The organism is Reyranella sp. GW821-FHT14A01, from assembly GCF_058803965.1.
In genome coordinates this window covers 386319-412968 of record NZ_JBXAPM010000001.1, presented here as the reverse complement: position 1 = coordinate 412968, position 26650 = coordinate 386319, and the positions used below count along the sequence as shown (strand labels likewise).

At 65.8% G+C, this 26650-nt stretch carries 29 protein-coding genes and 1 tRNA gene; 16 read left to right on the top strand and 14 right to left on the bottom strand.

Going from position 1 to position 26650, the window contains the following annotated elements; genetic code table 11:
* Positions 1-34: 34 nt before the first annotated feature.
* Together AC1ROX_RS02005 and AC1ROX_RS02000 are read right to left on the bottom strand one after the other, a co-directional pair.
* Entirely contained in the window at positions 35-1996 is a 1962-nt protein-coding gene (locus AC1ROX_RS02005) for a transglycosylase SLT domain-containing protein (RefSeq protein ID WP_493121866.1), read from the bottom strand.
* The gene (locus AC1ROX_RS02000; protein ID WP_493121864.1) at positions 1954-2202 is read right to left on the bottom strand and encodes a hypothetical protein; all 249 of its coding nucleotides are present in this window, start codon (positions 2200-2202) and stop codon (positions 1954-1956) included. The genes AC1ROX_RS02005 and AC1ROX_RS02000 overlap by 43 nt, the downstream gene beginning before the upstream one ends.
* 105 nt (positions 2203-2307) lie before the next feature.
* Between AC1ROX_RS02000 and AC1ROX_RS01995 the strand changes: the two genes are divergently transcribed.
* Positions 2308-2934, top strand: a complete 627-nt coding sequence (locus tag AC1ROX_RS01995) for a hypothetical protein (protein ID WP_493121862.1) — start codon at positions 2308-2310, stop codon at positions 2932-2934.
* A gap of 103 nt (positions 2935-3037) precedes the next feature.
* Here AC1ROX_RS01995 and AC1ROX_RS01990 read toward each other — a convergent pair whose 3' ends face one another.
* Together AC1ROX_RS01990 and AC1ROX_RS01985 are read right to left on the bottom strand one after the other, a co-directional pair.
* Complete coding sequence (locus AC1ROX_RS01990; RefSeq protein ID WP_493121860.1) at positions 3038-4165, bottom strand: hypothetical protein; 1128 nt, start codon at positions 4163-4165, stop codon at positions 3038-3040.
* A 173-nt stretch (positions 4166-4338) separates the two neighbouring features.
* Entirely contained in the window at positions 4339-4674 is a 336-nt protein-coding gene (locus tag AC1ROX_RS01985; protein ID WP_493121859.1) for a hypothetical protein, read from the bottom strand.
* A 465-nt stretch (positions 4675-5139) separates the two neighbouring features.
* Between AC1ROX_RS01985 and AC1ROX_RS01980 the strand changes: the two genes are divergently transcribed.
* Positions 5140-5556, top strand: a complete 417-nt coding sequence (locus AC1ROX_RS01980) for a transposase (protein ID WP_493122510.1) — start codon at positions 5140-5142, stop codon at positions 5554-5556.
* 65 nt (positions 5557-5621) lie between these two features.
* On the opposite strand, the gene AC1ROX_RS01975 is transcribed toward AC1ROX_RS01980, so the two are convergent.
* Entirely contained in the window at positions 5622-6218 is a 597-nt protein-coding gene (locus tag AC1ROX_RS01975; RefSeq protein WP_493121856.1) for a YqgE/AlgH family protein, read from the bottom strand.
* A 153-nt stretch (positions 6219-6371) separates the two neighbouring features.
* Here AC1ROX_RS01975 and AC1ROX_RS01970 point away from each other — a divergent pair, with 153 nt between their 5' ends.
* Complete coding sequence (locus AC1ROX_RS01970) at positions 6372-6854, top strand: peroxiredoxin (protein WP_493121855.1); 483 nt, start codon at positions 6372-6374, stop codon at positions 6852-6854.
* Positions 6855-6921: 67 nt separating this feature from the next.
* Positions 6922-7791: a shikimate dehydrogenase family protein gene (locus tag AC1ROX_RS01965; protein WP_493121853.1), complete on the top strand. Its 870-nt coding sequence runs from the start codon at positions 6922-6924 to the stop codon at positions 7789-7791.
* Here AC1ROX_RS01965 and AC1ROX_RS01960 read toward each other — a convergent pair.
* From AC1ROX_RS01960 to AC1ROX_RS01945, 4 genes are read right to left on the bottom strand one after another with little or no spacing between them, the layout of a single operon-like run.
* A complete protein-coding gene (locus AC1ROX_RS01960; RefSeq protein ID WP_493121851.1) occupies positions 7763-9004 on the bottom strand; it encodes an MFS transporter in 1242 nt (413 codons plus the stop codon). The two genes, AC1ROX_RS01965 and AC1ROX_RS01960, sit on opposite strands and share 29 nt — an antisense overlap.
* Positions 9005-9020: 16 nt before the next feature.
* The gene (locus AC1ROX_RS01955; RefSeq protein ID WP_493121849.1) at positions 9021-9782 is read right to left on the bottom strand and encodes an SDR family NAD(P)-dependent oxidoreductase; all 762 of its coding nucleotides are present in this window, start codon (positions 9780-9782) and stop codon (positions 9021-9023) included.
* A 26-nt stretch (positions 9783-9808) separates the two neighbouring features.
* Positions 9809-11026, bottom strand: a complete 1218-nt coding sequence (locus AC1ROX_RS01950) for an SGNH/GDSL hydrolase family protein (RefSeq protein ID WP_493121847.1) — start codon at positions 11024-11026, stop codon at positions 9809-9811.
* A 1-nt stretch (position 11027) separates the two neighbouring features.
* Entirely contained in the window at positions 11028-12152 is a 1125-nt protein-coding gene (locus AC1ROX_RS01945; protein ID WP_493121846.1) for a 2OG-Fe(II) oxygenase, read from the bottom strand.
* Positions 12153-12236: 84 nt separating this feature from the next.
* On the opposite strand from AC1ROX_RS01945, the gene AC1ROX_RS01940 reads away from it, so the two are divergent.
* The 5 genes from AC1ROX_RS01940 to AC1ROX_RS01920 all read left to right on the top strand — a co-directional run bounded on the left by AC1ROX_RS01940 (position 12237) and on the right by AC1ROX_RS01920 (position 13853).
* A complete protein-coding gene (locus AC1ROX_RS01940; protein WP_493121844.1) occupies positions 12237-12506 on the top strand; it encodes a CopG family ribbon-helix-helix protein in 270 nt (89 codons plus the stop codon).
* Positions 12503-12769 (top strand): type II toxin-antitoxin system RelE/ParE family toxin, encoded by a 267-nt coding sequence (locus tag AC1ROX_RS01935; RefSeq protein ID WP_493121841.1) that lies wholly within the window; start codon positions 12503-12505, stop codon positions 12767-12769. Before AC1ROX_RS01940 ends, AC1ROX_RS01935 begins: the two co-directional genes overlap by 4 nt.
* Positions 12770-12932: 163 nt before the next feature.
* Positions 12933-13256 (top strand): hypothetical protein, encoded by a 324-nt coding sequence (locus tag AC1ROX_RS01930; protein ID WP_493121840.1) that lies wholly within the window; start codon positions 12933-12935, stop codon positions 13254-13256.
* A complete protein-coding gene (locus AC1ROX_RS01925; protein ID WP_493121839.1) occupies positions 13256-13582 on the top strand; it encodes a hypothetical protein in 327 nt (108 codons plus the stop codon). Before AC1ROX_RS01930 ends, AC1ROX_RS01925 begins: the two co-directional genes overlap by 1 nt.
* A gap of 34 nt (positions 13583-13616) precedes the next feature.
* Positions 13617-13853 carry a hypothetical protein gene (locus AC1ROX_RS01920; protein ID WP_493121838.1) on the top strand — a complete coding sequence of 79 codons (237 nt, stop codon included), beginning with the start codon at positions 13617-13619 and terminating at the stop codon, positions 13851-13853.
* A gap of 66 nt (positions 13854-13919) precedes the next feature.
* Here the strand turns inward: AC1ROX_RS01920 and AC1ROX_RS01915 are convergent, their stop codons facing one another.
* Positions 13920-14129, bottom strand: a complete 210-nt coding sequence (locus tag AC1ROX_RS01915) for a hypothetical protein (protein WP_493122508.1) — start codon at positions 14127-14129, stop codon at positions 13920-13922.
* 462 nt (positions 14130-14591) lie between these two features.
* Here AC1ROX_RS01915 and AC1ROX_RS01910 point away from each other — a divergent pair, with 462 nt between their 5' ends.
* A complete protein-coding gene (locus AC1ROX_RS01910; RefSeq protein WP_493121837.1) occupies positions 14592-14828 on the top strand; it encodes a hypothetical protein in 237 nt (78 codons plus the stop codon).
* 915 nt (positions 14829-15743) lie between these two features.
* Here AC1ROX_RS01910 and AC1ROX_RS01905 read toward each other — a convergent pair.
* A tRNA-Arg gene (locus AC1ROX_RS01905) sits at positions 15744-15820 on the bottom strand.
* 339 nt (positions 15821-16159) lie between these two features.
* Between AC1ROX_RS01905 and AC1ROX_RS01900 the strand changes: the two genes are divergently transcribed.
* The 5 genes from AC1ROX_RS01900 to lon are packed head-to-tail and all read left to right on the top strand — an operon-like array spanning position 16160 to position 21086.
* Positions 16160-16858: a hypothetical protein gene (locus tag AC1ROX_RS01900; RefSeq protein ID WP_493121836.1), complete on the top strand. Its 699-nt coding sequence runs from the start codon at positions 16160-16162 to the stop codon at positions 16856-16858.
* Positions 16859-16886: 28 nt separating this feature from the next.
* The gene (locus AC1ROX_RS01895; protein WP_493121835.1) at positions 16887-17309 is read left to right on the top strand and encodes a DUF4864 domain-containing protein; all 423 of its coding nucleotides are present in this window, start codon (positions 16887-16889) and stop codon (positions 17307-17309) included.
* Between the two features lie 13 nt (positions 17310-17322).
* Positions 17323-18204: a DMT family transporter gene (locus AC1ROX_RS01890; protein ID WP_493121834.1), complete on the top strand. Its 882-nt coding sequence runs from the start codon at positions 17323-17325 to the stop codon at positions 18202-18204.
* Between the two features lie 54 nt (positions 18205-18258).
* The gene (locus AC1ROX_RS01885) at positions 18259-18681 is read left to right on the top strand and encodes an Hsp20/alpha crystallin family protein (RefSeq protein WP_493121833.1); all 423 of its coding nucleotides are present in this window, start codon (positions 18259-18261) and stop codon (positions 18679-18681) included.
* Positions 18682-18707: 26 nt separating this feature from the next.
* The gene (lon, locus tag AC1ROX_RS01880) at positions 18708-21086 is read left to right on the top strand and encodes an endopeptidase La (RefSeq protein ID WP_493122506.1); all 2379 of its coding nucleotides are present in this window, start codon (positions 18708-18710) and stop codon (positions 21084-21086) included.
* A 99-nt stretch (positions 21087-21185) separates the two neighbouring features.
* Here lon and AC1ROX_RS01875 read toward each other — a convergent pair whose 3' ends face one another.
* The gene (locus AC1ROX_RS01875; RefSeq protein WP_493121831.1) at positions 21186-22634 is read right to left on the bottom strand and encodes an amidohydrolase family protein; all 1449 of its coding nucleotides are present in this window, start codon (positions 22632-22634) and stop codon (positions 21186-21188) included.
* Positions 22635-22723: 89 nt separating this feature from the next.
* Here AC1ROX_RS01875 and AC1ROX_RS01870 point away from each other — a divergent pair, with 89 nt between their 5' ends.
* Positions 22724-24289, top strand: a complete 1566-nt coding sequence (locus AC1ROX_RS01870; protein WP_493121829.1) for an ABC transporter substrate-binding protein — start codon at positions 22724-22726, stop codon at positions 24287-24289.
* A 101-nt stretch (positions 24290-24390) separates the two neighbouring features.
* Here the strand turns inward: AC1ROX_RS01870 and AC1ROX_RS01865 are convergent, their stop codons facing one another.
* Entirely contained in the window at positions 24391-25233 is an 843-nt protein-coding gene (locus tag AC1ROX_RS01865) for a GNAT family N-acetyltransferase (RefSeq protein ID WP_493121827.1), read from the bottom strand.
* 11 nt (positions 25234-25244) lie between these two features.
* Positions 25245-26591 (bottom strand): LLM class flavin-dependent oxidoreductase, encoded by a 1347-nt coding sequence (locus AC1ROX_RS01860; protein ID WP_493121825.1) that lies wholly within the window; start codon positions 26589-26591, stop codon positions 25245-25247.
* Positions 26592-26650: the final 59 nt, after the last annotated feature.

The following is a 26650-nucleotide window of genomic DNA, read 5'->3' as shown; positions in this document are numbered from 1 at the left end:
AACCAAAGGTTGTATATTGATCAACACAAACCTTCTATTTACTCTTATCGAATGCTTCGGGCTGGCCGCGAAAAACGTACCTGAGCAAGATACTCGTTTCGAGGGGCAATCCTGACTTCTGATCGTTTGTGTCCGCCGATTCTGTCGGAATAAAGAAATAGTGTATGTTTCCAATACCCCTGTTGTAGGCTCCTACTGCCTTAGGCCAATCTTTGAAATAGCGATAGTACCGGCTCAGAAGAGCTGCTCCGGCATCTATCGACGCTTTCGGATCATCGTATTTGAAGGTTTTCGGATCGAGCTTCAGGTCTTTGATCGCAGTCTCCGTAAGCTGGGCGATGCCCTTTGCCCCTTTGTTGCACCCCTTATCCTTGTTGTAGCTCGATTCTTTGTAGAACAGTCGGGCGAGCAGCAGCGGGTCGATCCCATTCTTTTCTGCCGCAGCCTTTGTCCATTTCAGGTAGTCAGGATTTATTCGCGTCAAAGCCTGCTCCCAATCGTCAGGCAGTGGATCTTGCCATCCAGCGGGGAGGGGGTTGGGCAAATCTTTCCGAATGGTTTCTTTCCAATTCTCTTCCCTTAGCTGCAGCCTCTCTGACGGTGAAAGCTTAGAGGGTTGTGTCGACGTCAACGGCTTCGCCTGCTGGGGCTTCGCGGATTGCGTCGGCTTCGGCTGGGGATTCTGAGCCTCCTGCAGTGGCTCGCTCTCATCGACGCTCGCTGGCTCTTGCTGCTGCGAGATTTGCGTATTGCCGTTGGCTTCTACAGGCTCGCCGCCCGAGGTCCGTACGATATTCGGATCGCCGTCGCCTCGTGGCAGCACGTCACCGACGAGGCCACGAATGTCCGCCATCGTTGCTGGCTTGCCCTCGACCGCCTCGAAGGCGCCTAAAAGCCTGTCGAGCCGTTGCCGCGCGGTTCGGGCCTCCTCTCCGTCGGGCTCGAGGTTGGCGTTGCGCAATCCCTCTCCCAGGAACAAGCGGCCGAGACGGTGGCGCTCGAAGGCCGGATCGGATTTGCCTTCGGCGAGAGCCTGTTGGACTTTAGTCAGGCGGTTGTAGTCGCCATCGCCGAGCGACAGGCGGTGTTGCGTGAGATCGATCGCCGCAAAACTCTCTGGTTCGCTCACGGTCTGGTCGTCGAGCCTGTCGTAGAGGTCGCGATCGGTGACAACGCGGCCGCCGTTCATGGCCCTCCGGTCGAGCGCTTCCCTCTGCTCCGGGCTCAACCCATCGCGCAGCTCCACCGGCATCGCCATCAGCGGCGCCGCGGGATTGGCGCCGAGCCACTCGAGCGCGCCCGTCGCCGCGCGGCCCCGCGCCGCCTGCCAGGCCCGGTCAGCGCGCGCCTTTGCGATGCTGGCCAACACTTGCGCTTGCACCTCGGGCGAGGCGTCCGCGGGCGTCGCATCGGCGGCCCGCGCCTGGTAGTCATCGAGGTCGAGGCGCCGTGTCGGATCGTCCGGTGTGTCGGCGAGACCGCCCACGATCTCCGTCACGCGACGCTCCTCGCGCCCCCGTTCGATCCTGCGCTCGACCGCCGCCTGCCGCTCCGGCTGGATCACATCGCGCGCGTGGTCGTAGAGCTTCGCCGCGCGGTCGGGATCCTGGCCGATCGCGGCCTCGACCGCGCCGGCATAGAGATCGCTCAGGCCGGTGCGCACCGCCCTATCGGTCCGGCCCGCGTCCCAGCCTTTTCGTTCGCCCTGGTAGCGCAGCTCGCCCACCGCGGTGCGGCCCAGCGTGCGCAGATGCGCCGGGTCCTGCCAGGACAGCGCCGCGTCCTGCCGCAGGTCGGCGAGGCGTTCGGCCACGATGCGGTCGTCCAGCACCGACGTCGCCTGCTCCGCGATCCGCCCGAGGTCGCCGCCGGCGCGGTCGAGACGCCGGTCGAACAGCGGCTCGAGCAGGGCCTTCTGGCGGGCCCCGATCGCCTGCGCCAGGTACCGGTCCTTCAGCTCGCCCAGCAGCGGGATGGTCCCGGCGATCCCGGCCACATCGCCTCCGGGTCCCGGCCCGCGAGACCCGTCGCCGGGTCGTTCACCAGCCCGCGGACCTCGCCCGCGAACCCGGTGTCGAGCTGGCGCGCGAACATCTCGTCGGCCTGAAGGCCGAGTGCGCTGTCGTCGCCGAGGCCGTTGCGCGGCCATGACTCCGCGGCCGGTGCTGCCGACGGCAGCTCCTCCATCTCGATGCTTGCCATGTTCGTCTCCGGACTAAGTCCTTTTGGAACTTGTCTGCTCGATCAAGATGCGAAGGTTTGCGCGAAGGTGTGGTCAGTTTCCACGAGGCATGATAGTTTTATCTTATGAAGATACAACTTTCAGTTGTGGCACTCTATGGGTTGCGCCTAGTCGCGCACTTCGTCGTTCTTCTGGTCGCCCTGTCCATTCTGTTCGACCTGATCGGACAGATCTCCCTTTGCTCAATTCTGACATGGGGTTTCATGAACATGCCCCTTTTCGATTGCCTCCCTCTTGGCGTCGACACGCTGATTGGACGCTTAAAGGAAGGCAACCTTGCCAGCCTCCTGTGGCATTATTTGCCGGCGATCGTCGTGTCCTTGTCGATCGCTATCGCCTGGGCCCTGAGTGATTTTCGGCGAAAGGCCCACATGAACAGGGCGCCCTTGCCGCTCTTGCCTCGCCTGGCCTTGCGCTCCGCGGTTCTATTGTTCGTCCTGGCCGCCTACGATTTTTCCATACCGTTGAGCTATTGCTTTGATCCAAGGCCACCGATTATGCCGGAGACCGCTCCTACCTGCTTCTTTAACTACTTTGAACGCTTCACCAACTTTAAATCCCCAGACAACTTCTTCGTTGGGGATTTAGGTGTCCTTCCCGCCCTCGCATGGCATTATTTTCCTGCCATCGGGGTTGCGGCCATTGTCATGATTATCTGGGCTTGGAAGGATCACCAGAGACGACAGGAATGAAGGCGCTACTTTCTCCTGCTGCATAGCCGCGCTTGATCCACCGTTTGAATCGCAAATCCAGGCCATAGGGCTTGTTCGGCGTGTAGTTGCAAGTACACACTAATCAATCTGCCGTCCTCGGCCGTGCTTTGTTCTTTTTCAATAAAAACGGCTCATTGAAGGCGCCACTTTCTCCTGCTGCATAGCCACGATCGATCCACCGTTTGACTCGCGGATCCAGGCCGTATGGTTCGTTCGGCATGTAGTTGCTCGAATTTTCCTTTGCGTATTGGCCCGCAATCTTCAGAGTCTTCCACTTGGGAATGCCGGCCTGTTGCATGTACAGTCCAACATTGAAATTCGAGACATCGCGAAATTGGCGCAACTGCAAGTAGCCTGGAGCGTCGTCATCGGGACTCCAGAGCCTCTGATAATCGAACCGTCCTCCCTGGGCGAGGTCCTTGCGGCCCAACTCACGGACGTATGCCTCTGCTTCTAAGGGGTCCGTGAAGACTTTCCCCCAGAACTTCCTGCCCGTTTCCCGACCGGCCGCAGCAACCTCTCTAAGGTCCTCGACCGGCGACATCAGGAACTCCGTTTTCTGCTCTTCAAAGCTTGGCACGCTCTTACCGTTCGGTAGGACCACGCGCTTTCCTGGGTCTGTGCCCGAATTTGTCGTCGCGGCTTGCAACTTGGAACTGCCGAGAACCGACTTCGTTGGCGGCGCAGTCTCTTGGCCGGCCTTGGCTGGCTCTTGCTGCTGCGCTATTTCCGTATTGGCGTTCGCTTTGACCGGCTCGCCGCCCGAGACCCGGACGATGTTCGGATCGCCTTCGCCGCGCGGCAGCACGCCACCCACGACATCACCGACGAGCCCACGGATGTCCGCAATCGTCAGTGGCTTGCCTTCGACTGGCTCGAAGGCGCCTAGAAGCCTGTCGAGCTGCAGCCGTGTGGCCCGGGCCTCCTCGCCGTTTGGATCGACTTTGGCAGCCCGCAACCCCTCGCCCAGGAACAGGCGGCCGAGACGGTGGCGCTCGAAGGCCGGATCGGGTTTGCCTTCGGCGAGAGCCTGCTGGAGCTTGGTCAGGCGGTTGTACTCGATGTCGCCGAGCGACAGGCGGTGTTGCGTGAGATCGATCGCCGCAAAACTCTCCGGTTCGCTCACGGTCTGGTCGTCGAGCCTGTCGTAGAGGTCGCGATCCGTGACAACGCGACCGCCGTTCATGGCGGTCTTGTCGAGCGCCTGCATCTGCTCCGGCTCAATCCGTCGCGCATCTCTACCGGCATCGCCATCAGCGGCGCCCCGGGGTTCGCACCGAGCCAGTCGAGCGCGCTTGTCGCCGCGCGGCCCCGCGCCGCCTGCCACGCACGGTCGGCGCGCGCCTGCTCGATCCGCACCATCCTCGACACCTGCGACCGAACCTACGGCGAGGCGTCCGGCGGCGTCGCCTCGGCGGCACGCGCCTGGTAGTCGTCGGGGTCCGGGCGCCGCTCGACCGCCGCCTGCCGCTCCGGCTGGATCACGTCGCGCGCGTGGTCGAAAAGCTTCGCCGCGCGCTCGGGATCCTGGCCGAGGGCGGCCTCGACCGCCCCGGCATAGAGATCGCTCAGGCCGGTGCGCACCGCGGTGTCGGTCCGGCTCGCGTCCCAGCCTTTTCGTTCGCCCTGGTAGCGCAGCTCGCCCACCGCGGTGCGGCCCAGCGTGCGCAGATGCGCCGGGTCCTGCCAGGACAGCGCCGCGTCCTGCCTCAGGTACATCTCGTCGGCCTGCAAGCCCAGCGGATTGTCCTCCCCGAGGCCGTCGAACGGCCATGACTCCGCGGCCGGCGCTGCCGAGGGCGACTCTTCTATGCTGATGCTTGGCTTGTCGGTCTCCAGTGTGCGGGCTATTTTCCCGGTCGTGTCGGACGCTTTCCCGACGGGAAACGATGATGACGAGATGGTGGAAGCCGCTGGCCTACATATCGACGCCGCGCATGCGAGGCATCGGAGGATAGGCAGCACCATCGTCACTGCCACCGAGCAATCCCGACGGCGTCTCTCCTGTAAGAAGCAAGCCCTGAGTTCCTGGCGAACCGGACTTTGAATTTGCAAGCGGATCGTTTGAAAAGGCCTGAAAAAGTTCGGCCATTCCGGCCTAGTGAGCAGCGCGGCAGAACCTCGAACGGGTGACCTGCGAAAGGTGCGCTAACGGCGAGACCGGGCGTACCGATCTCGCGGGCCATCGAGCGTGGCGCTCAACACCTGCAGAGAGGAAGCGGCCTTTCGGCGGTCACCAGCGTGTTGCATGAGACGATCGCGTTTGCGGCGGAGCGGCTGATGGAGATCGAGGTCGGGGCGCTTAAACGTGCAGCCCATGGCGAGAAGAGCGCGGCCTGGCTAACTCAGCGCAATGGCTATCGCGACCGGGACTGGGAGACGCGAGCCGACACGGTCGAGCTGCGCATCTCGAAGCTGCATCGTGGAGGGGCGTCACGGGCGATTTCAGATACTCACGTCGGCCGGCGAGGACGGGACGTCCACATTCCTATTGGGGTTGGGGAAGGAAAGCGGACGTCCCGGTTACGCAACGCCGGCCGCGAAGGGAGGCAGGCGGCCGACGTACCTGCCGCTATAGGCCCGTTCGCCTGGGGAAGGTAAGTACAATCCAGGCGCGAGAATGCACACCTGATACACGCAAGTGCATACGGCCGGCCGAGCCGGAATCAGGCGCGGCCCGACTGCGGAGAGAAGGAAGCGAGGTCGAATTTGCCGCCGGGCAGGCCGCGGCCCAGCCGGTCGAGCGCGCGCTGCCACTTGGCGGCGAAGTCGGCGTCGAACACCAGCTCGGCGTCGCCGTCGACCACCAGCCAGGCATTGTCCTGCATCTCGCGGTCGAGCTGGCCGGGCGCCCAGCCGGAATGGCCGAGCGCCAGCCAGGCATTCTTGGGTCCGGTGCCCACGGCCATGTCCTTCAGGATCTCGAGCGAGGCGGTGAGCGCCATGCCACCCTCGATCAGCAGGGTCTCGTCGCGCTTGTAGTCGGCCGAGTGCAGCACCAGCCCGCGCGAGGTCTCGACCGGGCCGCCGAACAGGACCGGCCAGTCGGCGGCCGTCTTGGGCACCTCGATACCGAGCTGCTTGTAGACCTGACCGAGCGGCAGGTCGTCGACCTTGTTGTTCACGATGATTCCCAGAGCGCCGTCGTCATCGTGCTTGCAGATGAACACGACGCTCTTCTGGAAGCGCTCGTCCGGCATGGACGGCGCGGCGACCAGGAAGCGGCCAACCAATGTGGCGGCGGGAGAGCTAGACCCGGGCATGATCAATCATCTCCTAAATCCATGGGGATTGTCCGGTCTAAACGCAAGGGCTGGACCACATGACACCCCTTCCATGGACAAAAACCCCACCCCGGCCTAGGGTCCGCCGGTTCGTAAAGGCCGCGGTTGGGCGGCGTATTGGAGGAGCTAAAAATGGCGAAAGTCGGAGACAAAGTCCCCAGCGCCACGCTGCGCACGATGGGCCCGGAAGGCCCCAAGGCCGTCACCACGGAAGAACTTTTCGCGCCGGGCAAGAAGGTTGTCGCCTTCGCGCTGCCGGGTGCCTTCACCCCGACCTGCTCGGCCAAGCACGTTCCGGGCTTCGTGACCGAGTTCGACAAGCTGAAGGCCAAGGGCGTCGACACGATCGCCTGCATCTCGGTCAACGACGCCTTCGTGATGGGCGCCTGGGGCAAGGACCAGAAGGCCGATGACAAGGTCATGATGCTGGGCGACGGCAATGCCGAGTTCACCCAGGCGATGGGCCTGACGATGGACGGCTCGAAGTTCGGCCTCGGCACGCGCAGCCAGCGCTATGCCATGGTCGTCGAGGACGGCACCATCAAGCACTTGTTCGTCGAGAAGCCGGGCGCCTTCGAAGTGTCCACGGCCGAAAACGTGCTGAAGAATCTCTAGCGCCGCGCATTACGGCCGGCCAAGATACGGCGGAGCGCAGGCTCCGCCGTTTTCTTTTGGGGACTTGATGAACCCGACAGATCCGCAGCTCTTCAACGGCTTGTTCCAGGTCAACGGCGCCACGCGCCTCTACGGCACGATCGGCGATCCCATCCGCCAGCTGCGCATGACCGGCGTCATGCCGCAGGTCTTCGCCGCCACCGGCGTCAACGCCGTCTGGCTGCCGTTCGAGGGCGGCCCCGAGCTGCTGCCGCTGATGCTCGATGCACTGACCAAGATGCGCAACCTCGGCGGCTTCACCGTCACCATTCCGCACAAGACGACCATGCTCGACATGCTGAGCCGCGCCACGCCGCGCGCTTTGGCCGCCGGCAGCGTCAACCTGGTGCGCCGCGATCCCGACGGGGCCCTGGCGGGCGACAATGTCGATGGCGTCGGCTTCGTGCGCGGCCTCGAGGCGCAGGGCCATCGCGTGAAGGGCGCCAGCGTCTGGCTGGTCGGCCTGGGCGGCGCCGGCGGCGCCATCGCTGCGGCGCTCTGCGAAGCCGGGGTCGGCCGCCTGCTCGTCACCGAGATCCAGGAAGCCCGCGCCGGCAAGGCGATCGACCGGCTGCTCAATCATTATCCCGACGTGCCGGTCGCCGAGGTGCAGTCGCCGCCCAAGGGCATCCACATCGCGATCAATGCGACGCCGCTCGGCCTGCGTCCCGGCGATCCGCAATCCTTCGATCCGATGACGCTCGACGCCGACGTCATCGTGGCCGACGTGATCATGAGTCCCGTCGAGACGCCGCTGCTCAAACGCGCTCGCACCCACGGACGGCGCATCCACCATGGCCGCCACATGCTCGACCACCAGGTGCCGCTCTATCTCGACTGGTTCGGCATCGACGCCCGGGGCATCGACATCATCCGCCTGGTGCGTTCGATCGGCTGATCGCGGGCGCCGCGTCGGCAGGAATGGTCACCGTCGCGATCGCGGCAACGACGGAGGCTACGCCCGCCAGGATGAAGGTGGCCGACAGCGACGAGGTGATCACCATTCCGGCCAGGGCCGAGCCCAGGGGAAACCCCGAAAGATTGAGGCTCATCGAGATCGACATCACGCGGCCCAGTTGCCCGGGGTCGGTCCGGCGCTGACGCAGGGTCAGCAGCGCGACGTCGATCGGACCGGACACCAGGCCGGCCAGCATCAGGCCGATGGCCAGGCCGCCGAAGCCGAACTCCGCCGCCACCGGCCAGGCCGCCAGGGCCGTGACGATCATCCCGATGGCCATGACGTTTCTTTCCCGCCGCGCCGTCCGCAGATGACCCGCCAGAAGGGCGCCGACGCCACCGGCGAGGCCCATCCCTGCCCACAGCAGTCCCGTCAGGGAGCTGCCGTCCTCGATCGCATAGTGCTCGACCACGAAGACCGGGACCACGACATAGAGGGCGCCCCAGGTGATCTGATAGAGGGAATAGGAAATCGCCAGGCCGCGCAGGGTCGCTTGTTGCGCGACGATCTGGATCCCCTCGAGCGTCTGGCGCAGAAGCGACGTTCCCGCCTGGGCCAGTCCCGGCAAACGCCGGACGCCGAAGAAGCAGATCGCGGCACCGGCATAGAGCACGGCGATGCCCGACATCGCGGTTTCCGCGCCCCGCCAGGCGACGATCAGGCCCGCGGACAGCGGCCCGACGATGTCGACGACGGCCCAGATTGCGGTATCCACCGCATTGGCCCGGTCATGCGCATGGGCGGGGATCAGACGCGGCAGCAGCGTCCGCGTTCCCGCCGCGCCCAGCGGCATGGCGAGCGAGTAGCACACCACCAGGATCACGAGAACAAGCGGGCTGGCCCAGCCAAGGGCGCAGGCGATCCCGATGCCGCCGACAAAAACCGCGCTGGCGATCATGTCGATCCGGATCGCGACCGTCGGCCCGACACGGTCGAGCAGCGCGCCCGCGATGGGACTGAACAGCAAGCCGGGCGCCATGGCCGAGAAACTCAGCCATCCGGCCAGGGCCGGCGAGGAGAACTGGGCCAGCGCCAGCAGGACGAGCGTGAGAATGAACATGCGGCTGGCGAGGCGCGACAGAATGGTCGCCAGCATCAACATGGGCACGTCGGCAATGCGGAGCAGGTCGCGATATGAGGTCGTCTTTTCCATCGCGCGCTACCGGACCTTAAAGTGTGACGCCGCCGTTCACGTGCACCGTCTGGCCGGTGATGTAGCTGGCGGCCGGCGAGCACAGGAAGGCGATCAGGGCTGCCACTTCGGCAGGCTTGCCGTAGCGGCCCATCGGGATCGACTGGGTCACCTTCTCCATGCCGGCGCGCGGCACGGCGGCGTGCGCGTCGGGATCCTTCTCGATGAAGCCCGGTGCGACGCAGTTCACCGTGGCGCCCGAACCGGCGATATCGACAGCAAAGGCCTTGGCGAAGGCCTCGACGCCGGCCTTGGCCGCGGCCGAGGCGGGAAAGGTCATGAGGCCGCGGGCGAAGGCATGGGCCACGAAGGACGAGACGCCGACCAGGCGACCGGCCGCCCCGGCCTTGATCAGCCACGGCTTGGCCGCCGTCGCCAGTTCGAAGAAGGCCGCCGTCATAGCGTTCTGGCTGGCATCCCAGGCCGCGCGGTCGAGCTCGCCGACCGGGGTGCGGTTGGCGAAGCCTGCGTTGCTCACGATGACGTCGAGATGGCCAAACGCTTTGGTGGTCTCGTCGACGAGGCGCGCAGCAGTCCCGGTCTCGGCGAGATCGCCTTCGAGGATCAGCGTCTGCGCGCCAGCGCCGGCGGCGAAACCCGCCACCCGTTCGAGGCCGGCACGGTTGCGGCGCGCATGCAGGGCCAGCGCCGTATCGGGCGCGGCCAGAGCGCGGGCGGTTGCGGCGCCGATGCCCGAGGAGGCACCGGTGATGAGGATCACGCGGGACGGAGAAGCCATGACGACAGGAGTAGAATCCCGCACGCCTAGCGGCAAGCCTCGCGCACGGCGGGTGCCAGCAGGCCGGCAAAGCGGCGCGCACCCGCGGCGGAGAAATGTCCGTCGTCGACGAAGTCGGCTGGACCGAACGCATCGTCCGGCAGCGCGACATAGGCATCGCCGAGCGCCTGTGCCGTGCGTTCCAGCAGCGCGTTGGACTGCTGCAGCAGCTGCCAGAGATCGCGGTCGCGCACCCGCGGCAGCCAGCCGTAGAGACCGTCGCCCTTCAGCCGGTCGCGATTGACGACCTGCCCGACCCAGATCGTCGGCGTGCCACGCGCCCTGTTGAGGGCGGAGATCGTGCGGACGTTGCGCTCGAAGATCGCCGCCGCCGCCGGATCGGGCCCGCTGGCCGGCGGCAAGGCATAGGGGTCCTTGGCGTAGCGCACCGTGTCGACCTCGGCGGCAACGAGACGGGCCAGCACCGTGAGCAGCGGCGAGATCGTCACGTTGGAACCGCCGATGCGCCGCACCTTCAGCGAATCGACCTGGCTCGGCATGTGGAAGTCGGCATAGCCGGCATCGAGATCGGGGATGTGCGCGTTGCGCAGATCGTTCCAGCCCACGAAGTAGACCGCGCAACGCGGCGCCTTGCCGAATTTCTCGGGATAGAAGGCCGTCTGCAGCACATGCTCGGCCGTCGTGTAGCCCGGCACGCCATGATTGACGACGACCAGCCGATCATCGCGCAGCAGCGCGTCCAGTCGCTCGGGCCAGGTATCGCCCTCGCCGTTGCCGATATCGTAGGTCGCCGAGCCGCCGAAGGTAGCCACGACGCCGCTGTCGGCCAGACGCGCCGGATCGGGATCGCGGCCGCGCGTGCCCTGGGTGGAGTGGCGAATGGCGAGACCGGTCGCACTGGTGAAGACAAGCCCCGGCACAGGCACCGCCTGCAACAGCGGATGCCATTGGAAGCGCGCGAGTTCGGCGACGACGGAGGGCAGCAATGACGGCGATCCGGCCGATGCCAAGGCCCACGATCCCAGCCCCCAGCCGAACTCGATACAGGCCAGGATCAGCAGAGTCACCGAAAGACGCGGCCAGCGCGCGACCACGACCGCCAACGCGAGCAACGCCGCGAGGTAGAGGAAATAGTCGGTGCGTGGCCCCGCAAGCTTCAGCTCATCGATCCGGAACAGCCAGATCGCAGTGCCGGCGACGGCGAGGATTCCCACGAAGCCGACGACGCGAAGGAATCTCGACACGTCAGCCGCCCTTGTACGTGCCCACCGACGGATCGAGGAACTGGTTGTTCGCCGCCCGGATCTTCGCCGCGGCATCGTCGTAGAGGAACGGCAGGAAGGCGTAGCGCCGGCCGCGCGACACCGGCGAAACCGCGTGCATCAGCGAGCAGGAGAAGACCACGGCGCCACCGACCGGCGGCTTGAAGCCGCGCGGGCTGTATTCCGGGAAGCTCACCTCGCCGCCCTCGAAATCGTCGTTGAGATTGATCGAGATCGCGAAGCGCCGATGCGCCGTGCCCTTGGTCGTGTTGTCGCGATGCGCCGCGAAGTGACCGCCATCCTCTTCCGTGTAGCAGCCGACGAGATAGCGCTCGATGCGGGTGGCATCGAAGAAATACAGGCGGGCGATTTCCGGCACGATGCGCCGCTTGATGCGCTGCTGCACCGCCAGGATGACCTTCTCGTCCTCGACGATGTGGTCGCGGCGGCGCTTGCGCGCGGGATCGGCCAGCTCGACGGTCTTGCCGCCGACCTCGCTCATGAACCCGGTGTCGCGTCCGCCCTCCGCTTCGTGCAGGGCGATGAGGCTGCGGCAGAAGGCAGGTTCGAAGACGTTGGGCAGCAGCAGCACCGGCGCCTGCAGGGCTTGGCCGGCATGCAGGTGCGGCGGCGGCAGCGCATCGAGACAGGCAATCAGCTCGGCGGCATCCGCGCCGCCCGGCTTGAAGGGAATGATCTGGAGCACGCGCAGGGTCGGATCGAGCACAACCCAGAACTGCCGCACGTCGACGGTCGCCCCGGCCGCAGCCTCGCGCGGCACGGCGCCATAGGCCCTGCAGACGCTCGCGTCGAAATCCAGGAAGTAGCGCACGCCCGGCAGGCTCTGCTCGACTCGGCCGGCGTCCCTGTCCTTCGGATCGGCGGTGATGCCGAAGAAGCACATCCGCTCGTCGTCGAACCGGTGCCGGTTCGCGGCCACGGTCTGCAGCGCCGCGGCGCCGCCCGGCGTGCTGCCCGATACGAAGAAGCAGAGCACGACATAGCGGCCCGCCACCGTGTCGAAGATGTAGTTCGGATTGCCGGCCGTCGCGGCCCGGAACCGCGGCGCGGGATCGCCGCGCATCAAGTTGACGAAGCTATTTTCCATCGATCGGCGCCCTACGGCGGGGCGCTGGTTTGCCCCTAACTTCCATTAGATTATATTTTAATCGCTCTGATAGGGATCGTTACGATGCCGACAGACACAAAGGTTTTGACCGCTCATGTCCCGGTTGCGCTGGAGAAGAGAGTCGAGGCGGCGGCGTCACGTCTCGAATGCTCGCGCGGCTGGGTGATGAAGCAGGCACTCGCCGCCTGGGTCGATCAGGAGGAGGAGCGTCACCGGATGACGCTCGAAGCCCTGGAGGACGTAGACGCCGGGCGTGTGATCGACCATCAAGCCGTGCAGGCTTGGGCGGATAGCCTTGGCACCGACAAGCCGCTACCGCCGCCCTCTGAATGAAGATCAAGAGGACCGGAAAGGCACCCTCTGATCTCAAGCGGCTGCACGGGCATCCGCGGCCTGTTGCTCCCGACGCGGCAGCGCATGTCGTGCAGCAGCTTGCCCGCGCACCGGATCGCCTGCTCGACTATCCCCGGATCGGCGAGAAACTGGAAGCCTACGAACGCGAGGTTCGGCGGATCATCGTCGGCAATTACGAGCTGCGCTACGAGATCGCGGATGCGACGATCTTCATCCTGTGTCTAACGCGTGGTCTGGTCTGACTTTCGCACCTCCCATCGTGGCCGGCACCGCCAGCAGCCGCGCGCCGCGCTCACGCCGCCATGCGCAGGACCGGGATCGTCACGCGATCCGGCCGGCAGTAGGACTCGCGCTGAGACAGAACCGGCGGCGGTGACAGGGGTCGCGGCCAAACCGGAGATCGCCATGGCTCGCCGCAGCCCGAACAGTCACGAGATCAAGACACGTGCCTTTCCTTTCGTCGCGCGTCTCCGTCGCGAGGATCCGCTAATGCCGGCCGACGTGGCGGAATGGCACACTGCAGCCGACAGCATCGCCGGCGGCGACGACCGCTGGTACTCCCGCGCCGGCTGGAAGCAAGACTACGACTGCTTGCTGATCGGCTTCGCCACTCAGATCCAGGCCGACGAGATGCAACGATGGATCGCCGAATCGGGCATCGAGACCCGGCCGGCTCCGCCCCGCTACGACGGCCCGCAGCTCACGGTCGCCGGCGACAAGCCGTCCTGATGGTCGGTCCCTGGAAGCACCGGCCCGGCACCCTGCGGGCGTTGCTGACGATCCTGCAGGGGCCGTGGCACGTCATCTGCCGGCCGTGCAACCGGTACGCGCCGATGGAGGTCGCGCGCGAGGATCTTGACCGACCCTACGAGCCCTGCCCCTTCCGTTGCTCGAGCTGCGGGGCGCGGGCGGAAATCGTCACGGATGTGCCTGCAGGCTTATCGCTGACGCCGATCGCCGCCAAGCCGCCGATGCCGAAACCGCCCGAGAAAGACTCGCCGCCGCTGGGGACGTGGCACACGCCGTCGTTCCAGGAGAATCTCACGGTTAGGTGACGGATCGCCCCGGCCACCTAGCCGTTGAGCACACATGACCGCCCCCGATCCAAAGATCCAAGCATTGCTCGAAGACATGGCCGACACCCTCGACCTCGAGCTCACTGCCATTAACCATGACGCGACGCCCTACCTCATCCTGGTCATGGCTCAGAGTGGCCCGCACATCTGTGGCTTCGTGACCCCGGAAGAGATGGAAGCTGTGGCACAGCTGCTCAGCGCGATGGCTACCGAGGCGCGGAAGATGAGACCGCTCCGCTTACCACGGTGAGCTCGGTCGATCGTCATCGAGGTGGGTCGGCACGGCCCGTCACGAGCGAGACTATTACGGTAGCGACTAGAGACGGCGGTCGCCCTTGTCGCCCTGTCCCGGCTTGGCGACCTTCTTCGCCTTCTGGCGACGGTCGGACGCCAGCGACTTGCTGACATCGACCACTTCCTTGAAGGACGTGCCGCGCGCGGTGCGGCGGACGAAGAGCTTGTTGGTGCCGGTATCGATCAGTTCACGCTTGGCTGCGGACTTGTGGGCGGCCTTCTTCTTGGCCACCTTCTTCGCGACCTTTCGCTTCACCGTCTTCTTTGCAACTTTCTTCTTCGCGGCCATGCGGTTACTCCGTTGAGATGAGCCGCAACGTTCACGCGCTCGGCAAGTTCCAGACGACTAGCCGGTCCCCACCGTGGCACGCCGTCCTTCTACGACGGCGCCAAAATGGAAACAGGCCCTGCCGCAGGATGCGGAGACGGGCCCAGCCGGGGGAGTTTTTATACCGGCGGGGCCCGCTCCTCGACCGAAGCATGGGAGTGCGGTGGTCGATGGCAGTGAATGAACGCAAGGGATAAAGAGTTGCCGCAGTGCAGCAAAAAACTTCGCTCGAATGTGCCGCTGCAGAGCGGCGTCGAAGTCGGCAGGTCGGATGTCGACGGTGACCTTGATCGCGCTTTCGCTGGCGTCGGCTGTCCCGGGTGACCGCAACGGTGAAACGCCCGGTCCCCGCGTGCGTTGCCCCGCATGAGCCACATCACGGATATTCAGGCCATCCTCAGCGACGTCGACACCATGCTGCGCGAGCGGTTGGCGGCGATCGGCTTAAAGATCCCCCACATTATGCTGGCGATCGCGCCAAGTGGTGCGGGCGTGGTGCGCAGCAATGTGGGACCTGAAGGGATTGCCGACATGGCCCAGCTGCTGGCCGGCATCGCTGTCGAGGCGGCAGCGCAGCGACCCGATAACGAACCGCTGAATTGAGACGAGGCTGTCCACCACCTGGCTCGTCCCGCCTAGCGTGGGAGGCGCGTCGGCAATTGCAATGACTCGCCTTGAGAAGGCTCCGGCCCACGCGGGGCCTAACCGATCGCCATGAGTGCGCATGGCGAGCGGCTACTACAACCATTCTCACAGCCAACGAATGTGTCCGTGCTGTACCGAACGCGGAGAGATACATTGTCCGAGTTCGGCCAATCGCCTCAGTGCGCTAAGGGGCGGTATTACTTCGCGTCGACGGCAGGCAGGCGAGTCCCCGGGGGAAACTACGGCGGACCCGCCTCGCCTCCGTCGCCCCAACGGCTGGGAAGCACCGCAAGTTGACGTCCAGATAAACGTCGCGCCAGGCCGAAGCGCCATACCACTGGAGTGGTAACGGTCACCGATTCGACCTCTCGGGCGCCCCATCACGTCACGCGCCGCCGGCCGGCATCGGTCAGACAGACACTGTGTACGGCTTCCTCTGCCCAACCCTTTTTAACGGCAAACGCCGCAGCCTGATCGGCGACGGCCTTACCGGGCCTTGGCGCGATGCCGATGCCTTCCGCGACGCCTTCAACGCCCTGCGCACGACCTTGGGCGAACGGTATCCCTCCTTCGCGACCCCTACTACGTCGTCGTCATGGAGGAGGATCCGCCACGGCTGCCGACCGAGCTGTTGACGATGCGCGCGATGCAACACACCTGCATCACCCTGATGCACGATGCCCGAATCCCGCGCGATCTGATGCCCTCGATCAGTGGACACGAACCGACGACGAAGAAAACGAGGGCAGAGTCTAACGCGCTTCGGGCGTTAGACGCAGACGTTAGACATCGCGCCCGGTCTGTTCCGGGTTACGCACAGGCCGGCACCAGCGTCGAAACGCTGGCCCGCTTGCGCCGGAGGCTGAGGAGAAATGGCGCGCCCGGAAGGAGTCGAACCTCCAGCCTTCTGATTCGTAGTCAGATGCTCTATCCAGTTGAGCTACGGGCGCACGGCCGAGTCCCGAGGGGCCCGGCGAAGAGGGGCGCACCCTAATGAAACTGCCCCGGCGATGCAAGCCGAGTCGGCACGACATTCGGGGCTGCGACCGGGCGCCGCCGCACGTCCAAAACACCGCGGAAAAATCCCCTCAAGTGCTTCAATTGCCTTGGAAATCGCCCTTGTTGGTTTTGCTTGCTTTCAGATAGCATGACTGCCATCTGGATTTGGGGACGCGTGCCCCGGCTCGGCACAGCCTGAAATCGGGCGCCGGATCGGAGTACCTGATGATGCTACCGGGGCAGGTTCGAGACCAAAGATGGCGCCAAGAGTTCCAGGATCTGCGCTTCTCTTGGCGACGATCGTCCTGAGCGGATGCGCGGAGAACAACGTCTTCGCTCCCGCGGCCAGCCCGCCGCCGTCGACGTCCAATCCAGCCATCACCCAGACCGGCACGCAGACGGTCCGCACGACCATCCAGCAGCTCCGCAGCGACCAAGCCGCGCTCAACAACGGAATCGCCGCCCAGCAGGCCCAGTTCAACGCGACGAAGGGGCAGATCGCGGGCGACACCCAGGCCTATTCCGGTCTGGTGAGCGGCATCACCTCGCGCCTGCAGGCCGGCACGACACCGGGCAACCCCAATCTCGTGAACCAGTGGAATGCCGCACAGGGCAGGCTCGACGCCGTGACCCTGGGCACCGGCTCCCTGAATTCGCTGGCCAGCCAGGTGACCACCCAGGCCTCGGTGGCGGGCTACCTGCTCGAGAACGTGCGACTGACCCTCAGGGTGGGCGGCGCGACCGACGAAGACCATCGCAGCCTGCGCGCCATCGAGAGCGAGACAGGGCGCTCGATGCAGCAGATCGACAGGCTGATCGCCGATCTCAACGCCGAGATCGCCCGCGAAAACACGTTCCTGGGCCGCGAGCGCGCCAACCTGGCCACCCTGTCCTACAACGTGAACATCGGCCGCCTGGGTGCGCCGGTCAGTGGAGCAGCCGGTGCCGTCACGCCGCAGCCGACCCGGCGGCCCGTCCCGCTTCAGTAGCCTCGCGCTTGGGCGTAGAATGACGCCCATGGTCCTTCGCTTCTTCACCCTTCTCGGCGCGATGCTCGCCCTGGCGCTGCCGGCGCACGCACAGGTGTCGGAATCGGACCAGACCGCCATCCGCGAAGTGATCGAGCGCCAGGTCGAAGCCTTCCGTCGCGACGATGGCACCGCCGCGTTCGGTTACGCCTCGCCCAACATCCAGGGCATGTTCGGCACCGCCGAGACCTTCATGGACATGGTGCGGCAGGGCTATCGCGCGGTGTATCGGCCGCGCACCTTCGAGTTCCGCGAGATCGTCACCCTGAACGGCATGGTGACGCAGAAGGTCCATGTGATCGGCCCCGACGGCCGGCCGGTCACCGCCTTCTATCCGATGACGCAGCTGCCCGACGGAAGCTGGCGCATCGAAGGCTGCTACCTGCAGGCGCTTGAAGAACACCAGGCCTGATCGCTCCCCCTTCATGTCTCGCGTTTCGCCCAAGGTGCTGGCGCTGCTCGGCACCCTTACCCTCATGTGGGGCACCAACTGGCCGCTGTTCCGCATCGCGCTCGGCGAACTACCGGTCTGGACCTTTCGCACGCTCGTACTTCTGGCAGGCATCACCGTCCTGACGGCGATCCTGCTGGTGCGCCGCGACAACTTCGCCGTCCCCCGGGACAAGTGGCCGGCGCTCCTGTTCGCTTCGATCATGAATATCGGCGTCTGGAACATCGCGACGTCGCTGGCCGTGCTCTACATCCCCTCCGGCCACGCCTCGGTGCTGGCCTACACGATGCCGCTCTGGGTCGCGGTGCTGGGTTTCGTCGTGTTCGGCCAACGGCTCACGGGCCGGCTGCTCGTGGCCCTCGCCATCGGCGCCGCCGCCGTCGCCGCCCTGATGATCCCCAACTTCCAGAGCTATGCCACGGCACCGCTCGGCCTGTTCTGGGGGCTGCTTGCAGGCTTCTGCTGGGCGGTCGGCACCTTCGTCGTGAAGCGCACGAGCTGGCCCGGCATGGGCCTGTCGCTCACCTTCTGGCAACTCGTGCTGATGCTGCCGCCGATCGCCCTGGGCGCGCTGATCTTCGACGGGCTGCCGACGCACATGCCATCGCCCGAGGTGCTGGCCGCCACGATCTATACCGGGGCCATCCCGATGGCGATCGGCACCATCATCTGGTTCACCCTCGTGAAGCTGCTGCCGGCCCAGGTCGCGGCACTCTCTTCCATCGCCATTCCGATCGTGGCGATCGTGAGCGGCATCCTGATCCTGCAAGAGCCTCTGTCGACTTTGCAGGCGGTCGCCATCGCTTCGACGGCAGTCTCCCTCTGGCTCGCCCTGGTGCCGGGCCGACAACGGTAGTTGCCTCCCGCGCCCACAATTCCCACATTGGGGTGGGTATTGGAGGCCCGGCGTATGACGAGAGGCGATCCCCGAGACTGGATGTGGTCGGAAGCGCTGCAGATGCTGGCGCAGGCCGAGCGGCTGCATCAGCAGGTTTTCAAGCCGCAGACGGCCGGTCGCTTGCGTGCGAACTGGGAGCCGCCAGTCGACGTGCTCGAGACCGACCACGAGGTGCTGATCCTCGCGGCGCTGCCCGGTGTCGATGTGCAGAAGGTCGAGGCCGTGATCGAGAGCGGTACGCTCATCCTGTCCGGTGAACGCACCGTTCCGGCCGAACTGCGCACCGCGAAGATCCATCGCCTGGAACTGCCGCAGGGCCGCTTCGAGCGGCGCATCAGCCTGCCGCCCGGCCTCTATGGCGATGTACGCCGGTTCGAGGTGAACGGTTGCCTCGCCGTGACCCTGGCCAAGGCCGGCACGCGGAGGCAGCCATGAGTCCGCAGGATGAAGCAGGTCAGCCGATGACCATGAAGCCCGAAACGCAGCCGAAGCCCGACGCGAAGCCCTTGCCGTCCGACGCGATGATCGTCGTGCCGGTGCGCGACCTCGTGCTGTTCCCCGAGATGGTGTTCCCGGTCAGCGTCGGCCGTCCCTCGTCGATCGCCGCCATCCAGCAGGCCGTGCGCGAGCAGCGCCAGATCCTGCTGGTGCTGCAGCGCGACCCCGCGAAGGACGAGCTGGTGCCCGCCGACCTCCACGAAGTCGGCACGGTCGTGAACATCCTGCGCTACGTCACGACGCCCGACGGCAACCATCACATCGTCTGCCAGGGCGTGCAGCGTTTCCGCATCATCGACTTCGTCGAAGGACATCCGTTCCTGCTGGCGCGCGGCCTGCACCTGGCCGAGCCGACCACGACGGGTCCGGAGATCGAGGCGCGCTTCAACGTGCTGAAGCAGCAGATCCGCGACACGCTCGACCTGCTGCCGCAGGTGCCACAGGAGCTGCGCCAGACCGTCGAGAACACGACGGCCGCCGGCGCATTGGCCGACCTCGCGGCGTCGTATCTCGATTCCAAGCCGGCCGAGAAGCAGGAGGTGCTGGAGGCGCTCGACCTCGTGCCGCGTCTCGACAAGGTGAGCGGGCTTCTCACCAAGCGGCTGGAAGTGCTGCGCATCACCAGCGAGATCGGCAGCAAGACCAAGAACTCGCTCGACGCGCGCCAGCGCGAGATGGTGCTGCGCGAGCAGATGGCCGCCATCCAGCGCGAGCTGGGCGAGGACGATTCGAACAAGCAGGCGATCGCCGATCTCGACAAGGCGATCACCGAGGCAAAGATGCCGCCGGAGGCCGAGACCGCCGCGCGCAAGGAACTGCGCCGCCTGCAGCGCACGCCCGAGGCGTCGGCCGAGCACGGCATGATCCGCACCTATCTCGACACGCTGGTCGAGCTGCCCTGGGCCCTGCCCGAGACGCAGCCGATCGACATCGCCGAGGCGCGGCGGGTGCTCGATGCCGATCATTTCGGCCTGGAGAAGATCAAGAAGCGCATCGTCGAATATCTCGCCGTGCGCAAGCTGGCGCCCGGTGGCAAGGCGCCGATCCTGTGCTTCGCCGGACCGCCGGGCGTAGGCAAGACCTCGCTCGGCCAGTCGATCGCCAGGGCGATGGGCCGCAAGTTCGCGCGCGTGAGCCTGGGCGGCGTGCATGACGAGGCCGAGATCCGCGGCCATCGGCGGACCTACATTGGCGCATTGCCCGGCACGATCATCCAGGCGATCCGCAAGGCGGGCTCGCGCGACTGCGTGATGATGCTCGACGAGATCGACAAGATGGGCAGCGGCGTGCACGGCGATCCGTCGGCGGCGATGCTCGAAGTGCTCGACCCCGAGCAGAACGGCACGTTCCGCGACAATTATCTCGACGTGCCGTTCGACCTGAGCCGTGTCGTGTTCATCGCCACGGCCAACATGCTCGACACGATCCCGGGCCCGCTGCGCGACCGCATGGAGATCATCCAGCTCACCGGCTACACGGCCGGCGAGAAGCTGCAGATCGCCAAGCGCTACCTCGTGCGCCGCCAGCTCGAGGCCAATGGCCTCACGGCCGAGCAGGCCGGTATCGACGATGCAGCGCTGAAGCTCATGATCGAAGGGTACACGCGCGAGGCCGGCGTCCGCTGGCTCGAACGCGAGATCGGTCGCGCGCTGCGCCATGTCGCGGTGCAGGTGGCCGAAGGCTCGGCGACCAAGGTGCAGATCGGCACCGCCGACATCGAGGAACTGCTGGGACCGGTCCGCTTCGAGAACGAGGCGGCCATGCGCACCAGCGTGCCCGGTGTGGCGACCGGCCTCGCCTGGACGCCGGTGGGCGGTGACATCCTGTTCATCGAGGCGACTCGCTCGCCCGGCAACGGCCGGCTGATCCTCACCGGCCAGCTCGGCGACGTAATGAAGGAGAGCGCGCAGGCGGCGCTGAGCGTCATCAAGAACAAGGCGAAGTCGATCGGCATCGACGCGACCCTGTTCGAGAAGAACGACATCCACGTCCACGTGCCGGCCGGGGCGACGCCCAAGGACGGGCCGAGCGCCGGTGTCGCGATGTTCATGGCGCTCGCCTCGCTGATGACCGGCCGCACCATCCGCAGCGACACCGCGATGACGGGCGAGATCAGCCTGCGTGGCCTGGTGCTGCCGGTCGGCGGCATCAAGGAGAAGGTCGTGGCCGCCGCGGCGGCGGGCATCACCCGCGTCATGCTGCCGGCCCGCAACAAGCGTGACTACGACGACATCCCGGAAGAGGTGCGCAACACGCTCGAGTTCATCTGGCTCGAGAAGGTCGACGACGCCGTTGCGCAAGCCCTGACTCCGGATGCGCCGGACGAGAGCAACGAGGGGTAGACCTCACTGTCGTCCTGAGCGCCAGCGAAGGACCTGACCGAGCGACCAGAGTACTGCGTTGCTTGCGCCAGATCCTTCGCTTCGCTCAGGATGACAGAGTCAAGAAATCCGCAGCGACAGCGGCGAGATCTCGTCGCCGGGGCGGTTGGCGTAGTCGAGCTTGATCGAGTCGCGCAGCATGCGGGCCTGCGCCTCGGCCACGCGCTCCATGGCGGCGACCGGATCGAGATGCACGGGATCGCCATCCTTCAGCACCACCTCGCCATCGACCAGCACTGTGCGCACCGCGCGGTCGGCGGCGTGGAAGACGAAGGAGCGCAGCGGGTCCCGCGCCGGCTGCATCAGCGGATGGTTGAGGTCGACCAGCACGATGTCGGCCGCCATGCCGGGTGCCAGCGCGCCGATATCGTCGCGGCCGAGCGCCGCCGCACCGCCGAAGGTCGCGGCCTCGAAGGCGCCGGCGGTGTCGAGGCTGCGAATGTCCTCGCTCATCAGGCGGCCGGCGACGATCGCGAGCCGCATCTCCTCGATCAGATTGTGCGGCGCGCAGTCGGTGCCGAGCCCGACATTGACGCCGCGCGCGCGATAGCGGCCGACATGATCCATGGCGAGGCCGTAGCGCGCGAAGGGCTGCGGGCAATGCGCCACGGAGGCGCCGGCCTCGGCGATCAGGTCGAGGTCCTTGCGCGTGTGCCAGTTTATCTGCGGATGGTCGTCGAGCAGGATGCAGTGCGCCATGATCGTATCCGACTTCATCAGCCCGTTCTCCGCCGCCCACTGGATCGGCGTCATGTTGTGGCGGCGGATCATCTCGCGCACCTCGACGACCGACTGGCCGATATGGGTCGAGAAGCGGCGGCCCGACTCGTCGGCATGCTTGCGGCCGGCAGCGAACAGTTCCGGCGTCACCGTGTCGATCTGCGCCGGGAAGACCACGGCATCGAGACGCCCTGAATTGTGCGCCTCGGCCTCGTCCATGACCCGCTTGGCCTTCTCGAATTGCGCGAGGCCGGCCGCCTCGTCCCATTTCCAGGTCACGGTCTGCGGCGCGGCCATGCCCCAGCGCGCCGACGCGAAAGTGGGCGCCGCGTAGAAGCGCATGCCACTCAGCGCCATCGTCTCCAGCCAGCCGTCGAACGGCACGGTCACGTCGCAGGCGGTCGTGGTGCCGGCACGCAGCATTTCGGAATAGGCCATCGTCGCGGCACCCTGGCGGCCGTCGTCGCCGAGGCGAAAAGCCTGCAGCCGCTCCATCAGCCCGGTCATCTGCTGTTCGGGGACGCCATGATCCTCGCGCACGCCGCGATAGCCGGGCTCGGTCGAGGGATGGGAATGAATGTTGATCAGGCCCGGCAGGGCCAGCATCCCGCTGCCGTCGATCACGGTCTCGCCTGGTCCCGACGGCCGAGTGCCGGCCGGCATGATCTCGACGATGCGCCCGTCCTTCAGGTGCAGGTCGACGTCGCGGCGATAGACATGCCGATTCTCGGCGCCGTCCCGGGCCACGGCCCAGGAAACGTTTCGGATCGAATCGGGCCGGGTACTCATGATTTTGCGCTCCTGCGAGGCATGCCTGTTGCATAGGCACCGCAACGGGACGATAGAATCGGGAAAACGAGAGAACAAGGAGGCAGGTGATGCGGAAGATGAAATGGTTGGCGCTCGCCGCGGCAACGACGGCGCTGTTTTCGGTCGGGGCCGAAGCGCAGACCTTGAAGGTCGTGATGCATTCGGACGTGAAGATCGTCGATCCGATCTGGACCACCGCCTATATCGTCCGCAATCACGGCTACATGGTCTACGACACGCTGCTGGCGGTCGACGAGAAGCTCGACGTCAAGCCGCAGATGCTCGAGGGCTGGAAGGTGAGCGATGACAAGCTCACCTACACCTTCACCCTGCGCGACGGGCTGAAGTTCCACGACGGTGCGCCGGTGACGGCCGAGGACTGCATCGCCTCGATCAAGCGCTGGGCCTCGCGCGATGCGATGGGCCAGAAGCTGATGAGCTTCACCAAGGGCCTGGCTGCGGTCGACGACAAGACCTTCACGCTCACCCTCAACGAGCCCTACGGCCTGGTCATCGAATCGCTCGGCAAGCCCTCGTCCAACGTGCCCTTCATCATGCCGAAGAGGGTCGCCGAGACGCCGGGCAACACCCAGATCAAGGAATTCATCGGCTCGGGCCCGTTCGTGTTCCGCGCCGACCTGTGGCGGCCGGGCGAGAAGGCCGTCTACGACAAGTTCAAGGACTACAAGCCGCGCGCCGAGCCGCCCTCGGCCCTGTCCGGCGGCAAGACCGTCTATGTCGACAGGGTCGAATGGGTGAACATCCCCGATCCGCAGACCGCCGCCAACGCGCTGATGACCGGCGAGATCGACATCCTCGAACAGCCGCTGATCGAGATGCTGCCGCTGATCGAGAAAGACAAGAACATCGAGGTGAAGGACCTCAATCCGCTGGGCAGCCAGTACAGCCTGCGCTTCAACGTGCTGCACAAGCCGTTCGACAACGCCAAGATCCGCCAGGCCGCCCTCTATGCGCTGAACCAGAAGGACTTCCTGCTGGCCGCCATCAACGATCCGAAATACTTCAAGGAGTGCAAGGCGCTCTTCATCTGCGGCACGCCCTATGCGACCAACGCGGGCTTCGAGGACAAGTTGGAATCCAACTTCGCCAAGTCGAAGGAGATCCTGAAGCAGGAAGGCTATGACGGCACGCCGGTCGTGCTGCTGTTCGCGACCGACACCAACACCGGCCGCCTGACGCCGATCGCCAAGTCCCTGCTGGAGCGCGGCGGCTTCGTCGTCGACATGCAGGCGATGGATTGGCAGACCGTGCTGTCGCGCCGCTCGCGCAAGGAGCCCCTGAATGCCGGCGGCTGGAGCGGCTTCATGACCTCCTGGGTGTCGGCCGACCTGCTCGACCCGATCGTCTCGGCCTTCGTCGGCGCCGCCTGCGACAAGGCCGCCATCGGCTGGCCCTGCGATGCCAGGATCGAGGAACTGCGCGACGCTTTCGCCAAGACGACCGATCCGGCCAAGCGCAAGGAACTGGCGACCGCCGTCCAGGTGCGCGAGTCGGAGTATCCGACCATGGCGCAACTCGGCCAGTTCAACATCCCGATGGCGATCCGCAAGACCATCACCGGCAGCCTGTCCTCACCGGCCCCGGTTTTCTGGAACGTGAAGAAAGCGCAGTGATCCGACACGCGGTGAGCGCAACGGAGCGCGCCACTCCAGTGGCGCTCAAGCTTTGTCGATGAGGAAGCTATGAGCGCAACTGGAGTGGCGCGCTCCAATGATCAGCCGAGCTCCAGGCTGGTCACGCCGAACAGGCCGGCATAATCGACCTCGGGATCCGCGCCCGTATACATGCGCGCGGTCTCGAACGAAGGTTTGAGACCGATCTGTTTGGCAAGCCTCACCGCCTGCTTGTTGCGGTCGGGTACATCGATCGCGACGGCGGTCGCACCGAGATCGGCGGCGAGAGAGCCCACCAGCGCGGAAGCGATCTCCGGCGTCGCGCCATAGAGCGGCCCGACCCTCGAGGCGGCCGCACAGGCCCGCATCACGGCAAAGCCCGCGATCTCACCGTCACGCAGTGCGACCAGCGACGCCCTTTCCGGCAGCGAGATCCAGGACGCGAGGAAAGAATCCCGCGCCTCGGGAAAGAAGCGACGATCGTAGGCGGCCAACCGGTCGAAGCCGATGCTGCGCGCATCGACCAAGGTAACCCCGGCCGGCGGCTTGGGCGACGGCGCTGCGCCTTCGTGACGGATGTTGTTCCAAGCGAGCCGGAAGCCCGACTTCTTGTAGTTACCCTGCTGCGCCACGACGCCGTCGAGCCCGACATTGCGTCCCTCGAGCCGCGCCATACCCGCGCGCCACACCTGGATTCCGTAGCCCTTCCCGCGCACCGGCAGCCGGGCGATGTAGAAGCCCAGGAAGCCGAAGCCCGCGCCGTACTTCACGACCGAGATGCAGAGCTGCGGCTCGCCGTCGAGACGACCGATCAGGAAAGCCGATGGATCGGCGGCGAAGAAGGCATGGGCATCGGTGTTGCCGGGATTCCAGCCTTCGTCGTTGGCCCAGGCGGCCATGCGCTGAACGTCGTCGGCGCTGCCGACCGTGATCTCGAAGCTCATGGGCGCGGAGCTTACTCCGCCGCCTTGGCCGTCGCTGCGAAAAAACGGTTCTCCGGCCGCGGCAAGCCGAGATTCTCACGCAAGGTCGTGCCCTCATACTCTGTGCGGAAGAGACCGCGGCGCTGCAGCTCGGGCACGACCTTGTCGACGAAGTCGTCGAGCCCGCCCGGCAGGTAGGGGAACATGACGTTGAAACCGTCGCAGGCTTCCGTCAGCAGCCACTCCTCCATCTGGTCGGCGATCATCGCGGGCGTGCCCAACATGCCGAGCCCGCCATAGCCGCCGAGGCGACCGGCGATCTGGCGCACGGTCAGGTTCTCGCGCTTGCCCAGCTCGATCACGCGGTCGCGGCCGCTCTTGCTGGCCTCGGTCTCGGGAATGTCGTCGGGCAGCGGCTTGTCGGGATCGAACTTGCGCGCATCGACGCCCAGCGCCATCGAGACGGCGGCGATCGAGCTGTCGTAGTTCACTAGGCTGTCGAGGCGTGCCCGCTTCTCCTTCGCCTCGTCGAGCGAATCGCCCACCACCACGAAGGCGCCGGGCAGGATCTTGATGTGATCGGGGTTGCGGCCGATCTTCTTCGCACGGCCCTTCACGTCGGCATAGAAGGCGCGCGCGCCGTCGATCGGGCCGCCGGCGGCGAACACCATCTCCGCCGTCTCGGCCGCGAGCTGGCGGCCGGCATCGGACGCGCCGGCCTGTACGATGACGGGCCAGCCCTGCACCGGCCGCGCGATGTTCAACGGTCCACGCACCTTCAGGTACTTGCCCTTGTGGTCGAGCACATGCAGGCGCGCCGAATCGAAGTAGATTCCGTTCTCGACGTCGCGCACAAAGGCGTCGTCAGCCCAGGAATCCCACAGGCCGGTCACGACATCGAAGAACTCGCGGGCGCGCGCATAGCGCTCGGCATGGGGCATCTGATCGTCCAGGCCGAAGTTCAGCGCGGCATCGGGATTGGACGTCGTCACCAGGTTCCAGCCGGCGCGGCCCTCGCTGATATGGTCGAGCGAGGCGAAGCGGCGGGCGATCGTATAAGCCGGTTCGAAGGTGCTCGACGCCGTGGCGATCAGGCCGAGATGCTTCGTGGCCATCGCCAGTGCCGGCAGCAAGGTCAGCGGATCGAACGAGGTCACCGTGGCGCTGCGCTTCAGCGCGTCCATCGGCATGTTCAGCACGGCCAGGTGATCGGCCATGAAGAAGGCGTCGAACTTCCCGCGCTCCAGCGTCTGGGCGTACTTTACCAGCGCCTTGAGGTTGAAGTTGGCGTCGGGCGTGCCGCCGGGATAGCGCCACGCCGCGGTATGGATGCTGACGGGGCGCATGAATGCGCCGAGGCGAAGCTGCTTCTGGGTCATGGACGATATCTTGCGCCCGCCGGGCGGACCGGCAAGGCCCGCTCGGACGACAAGAACTA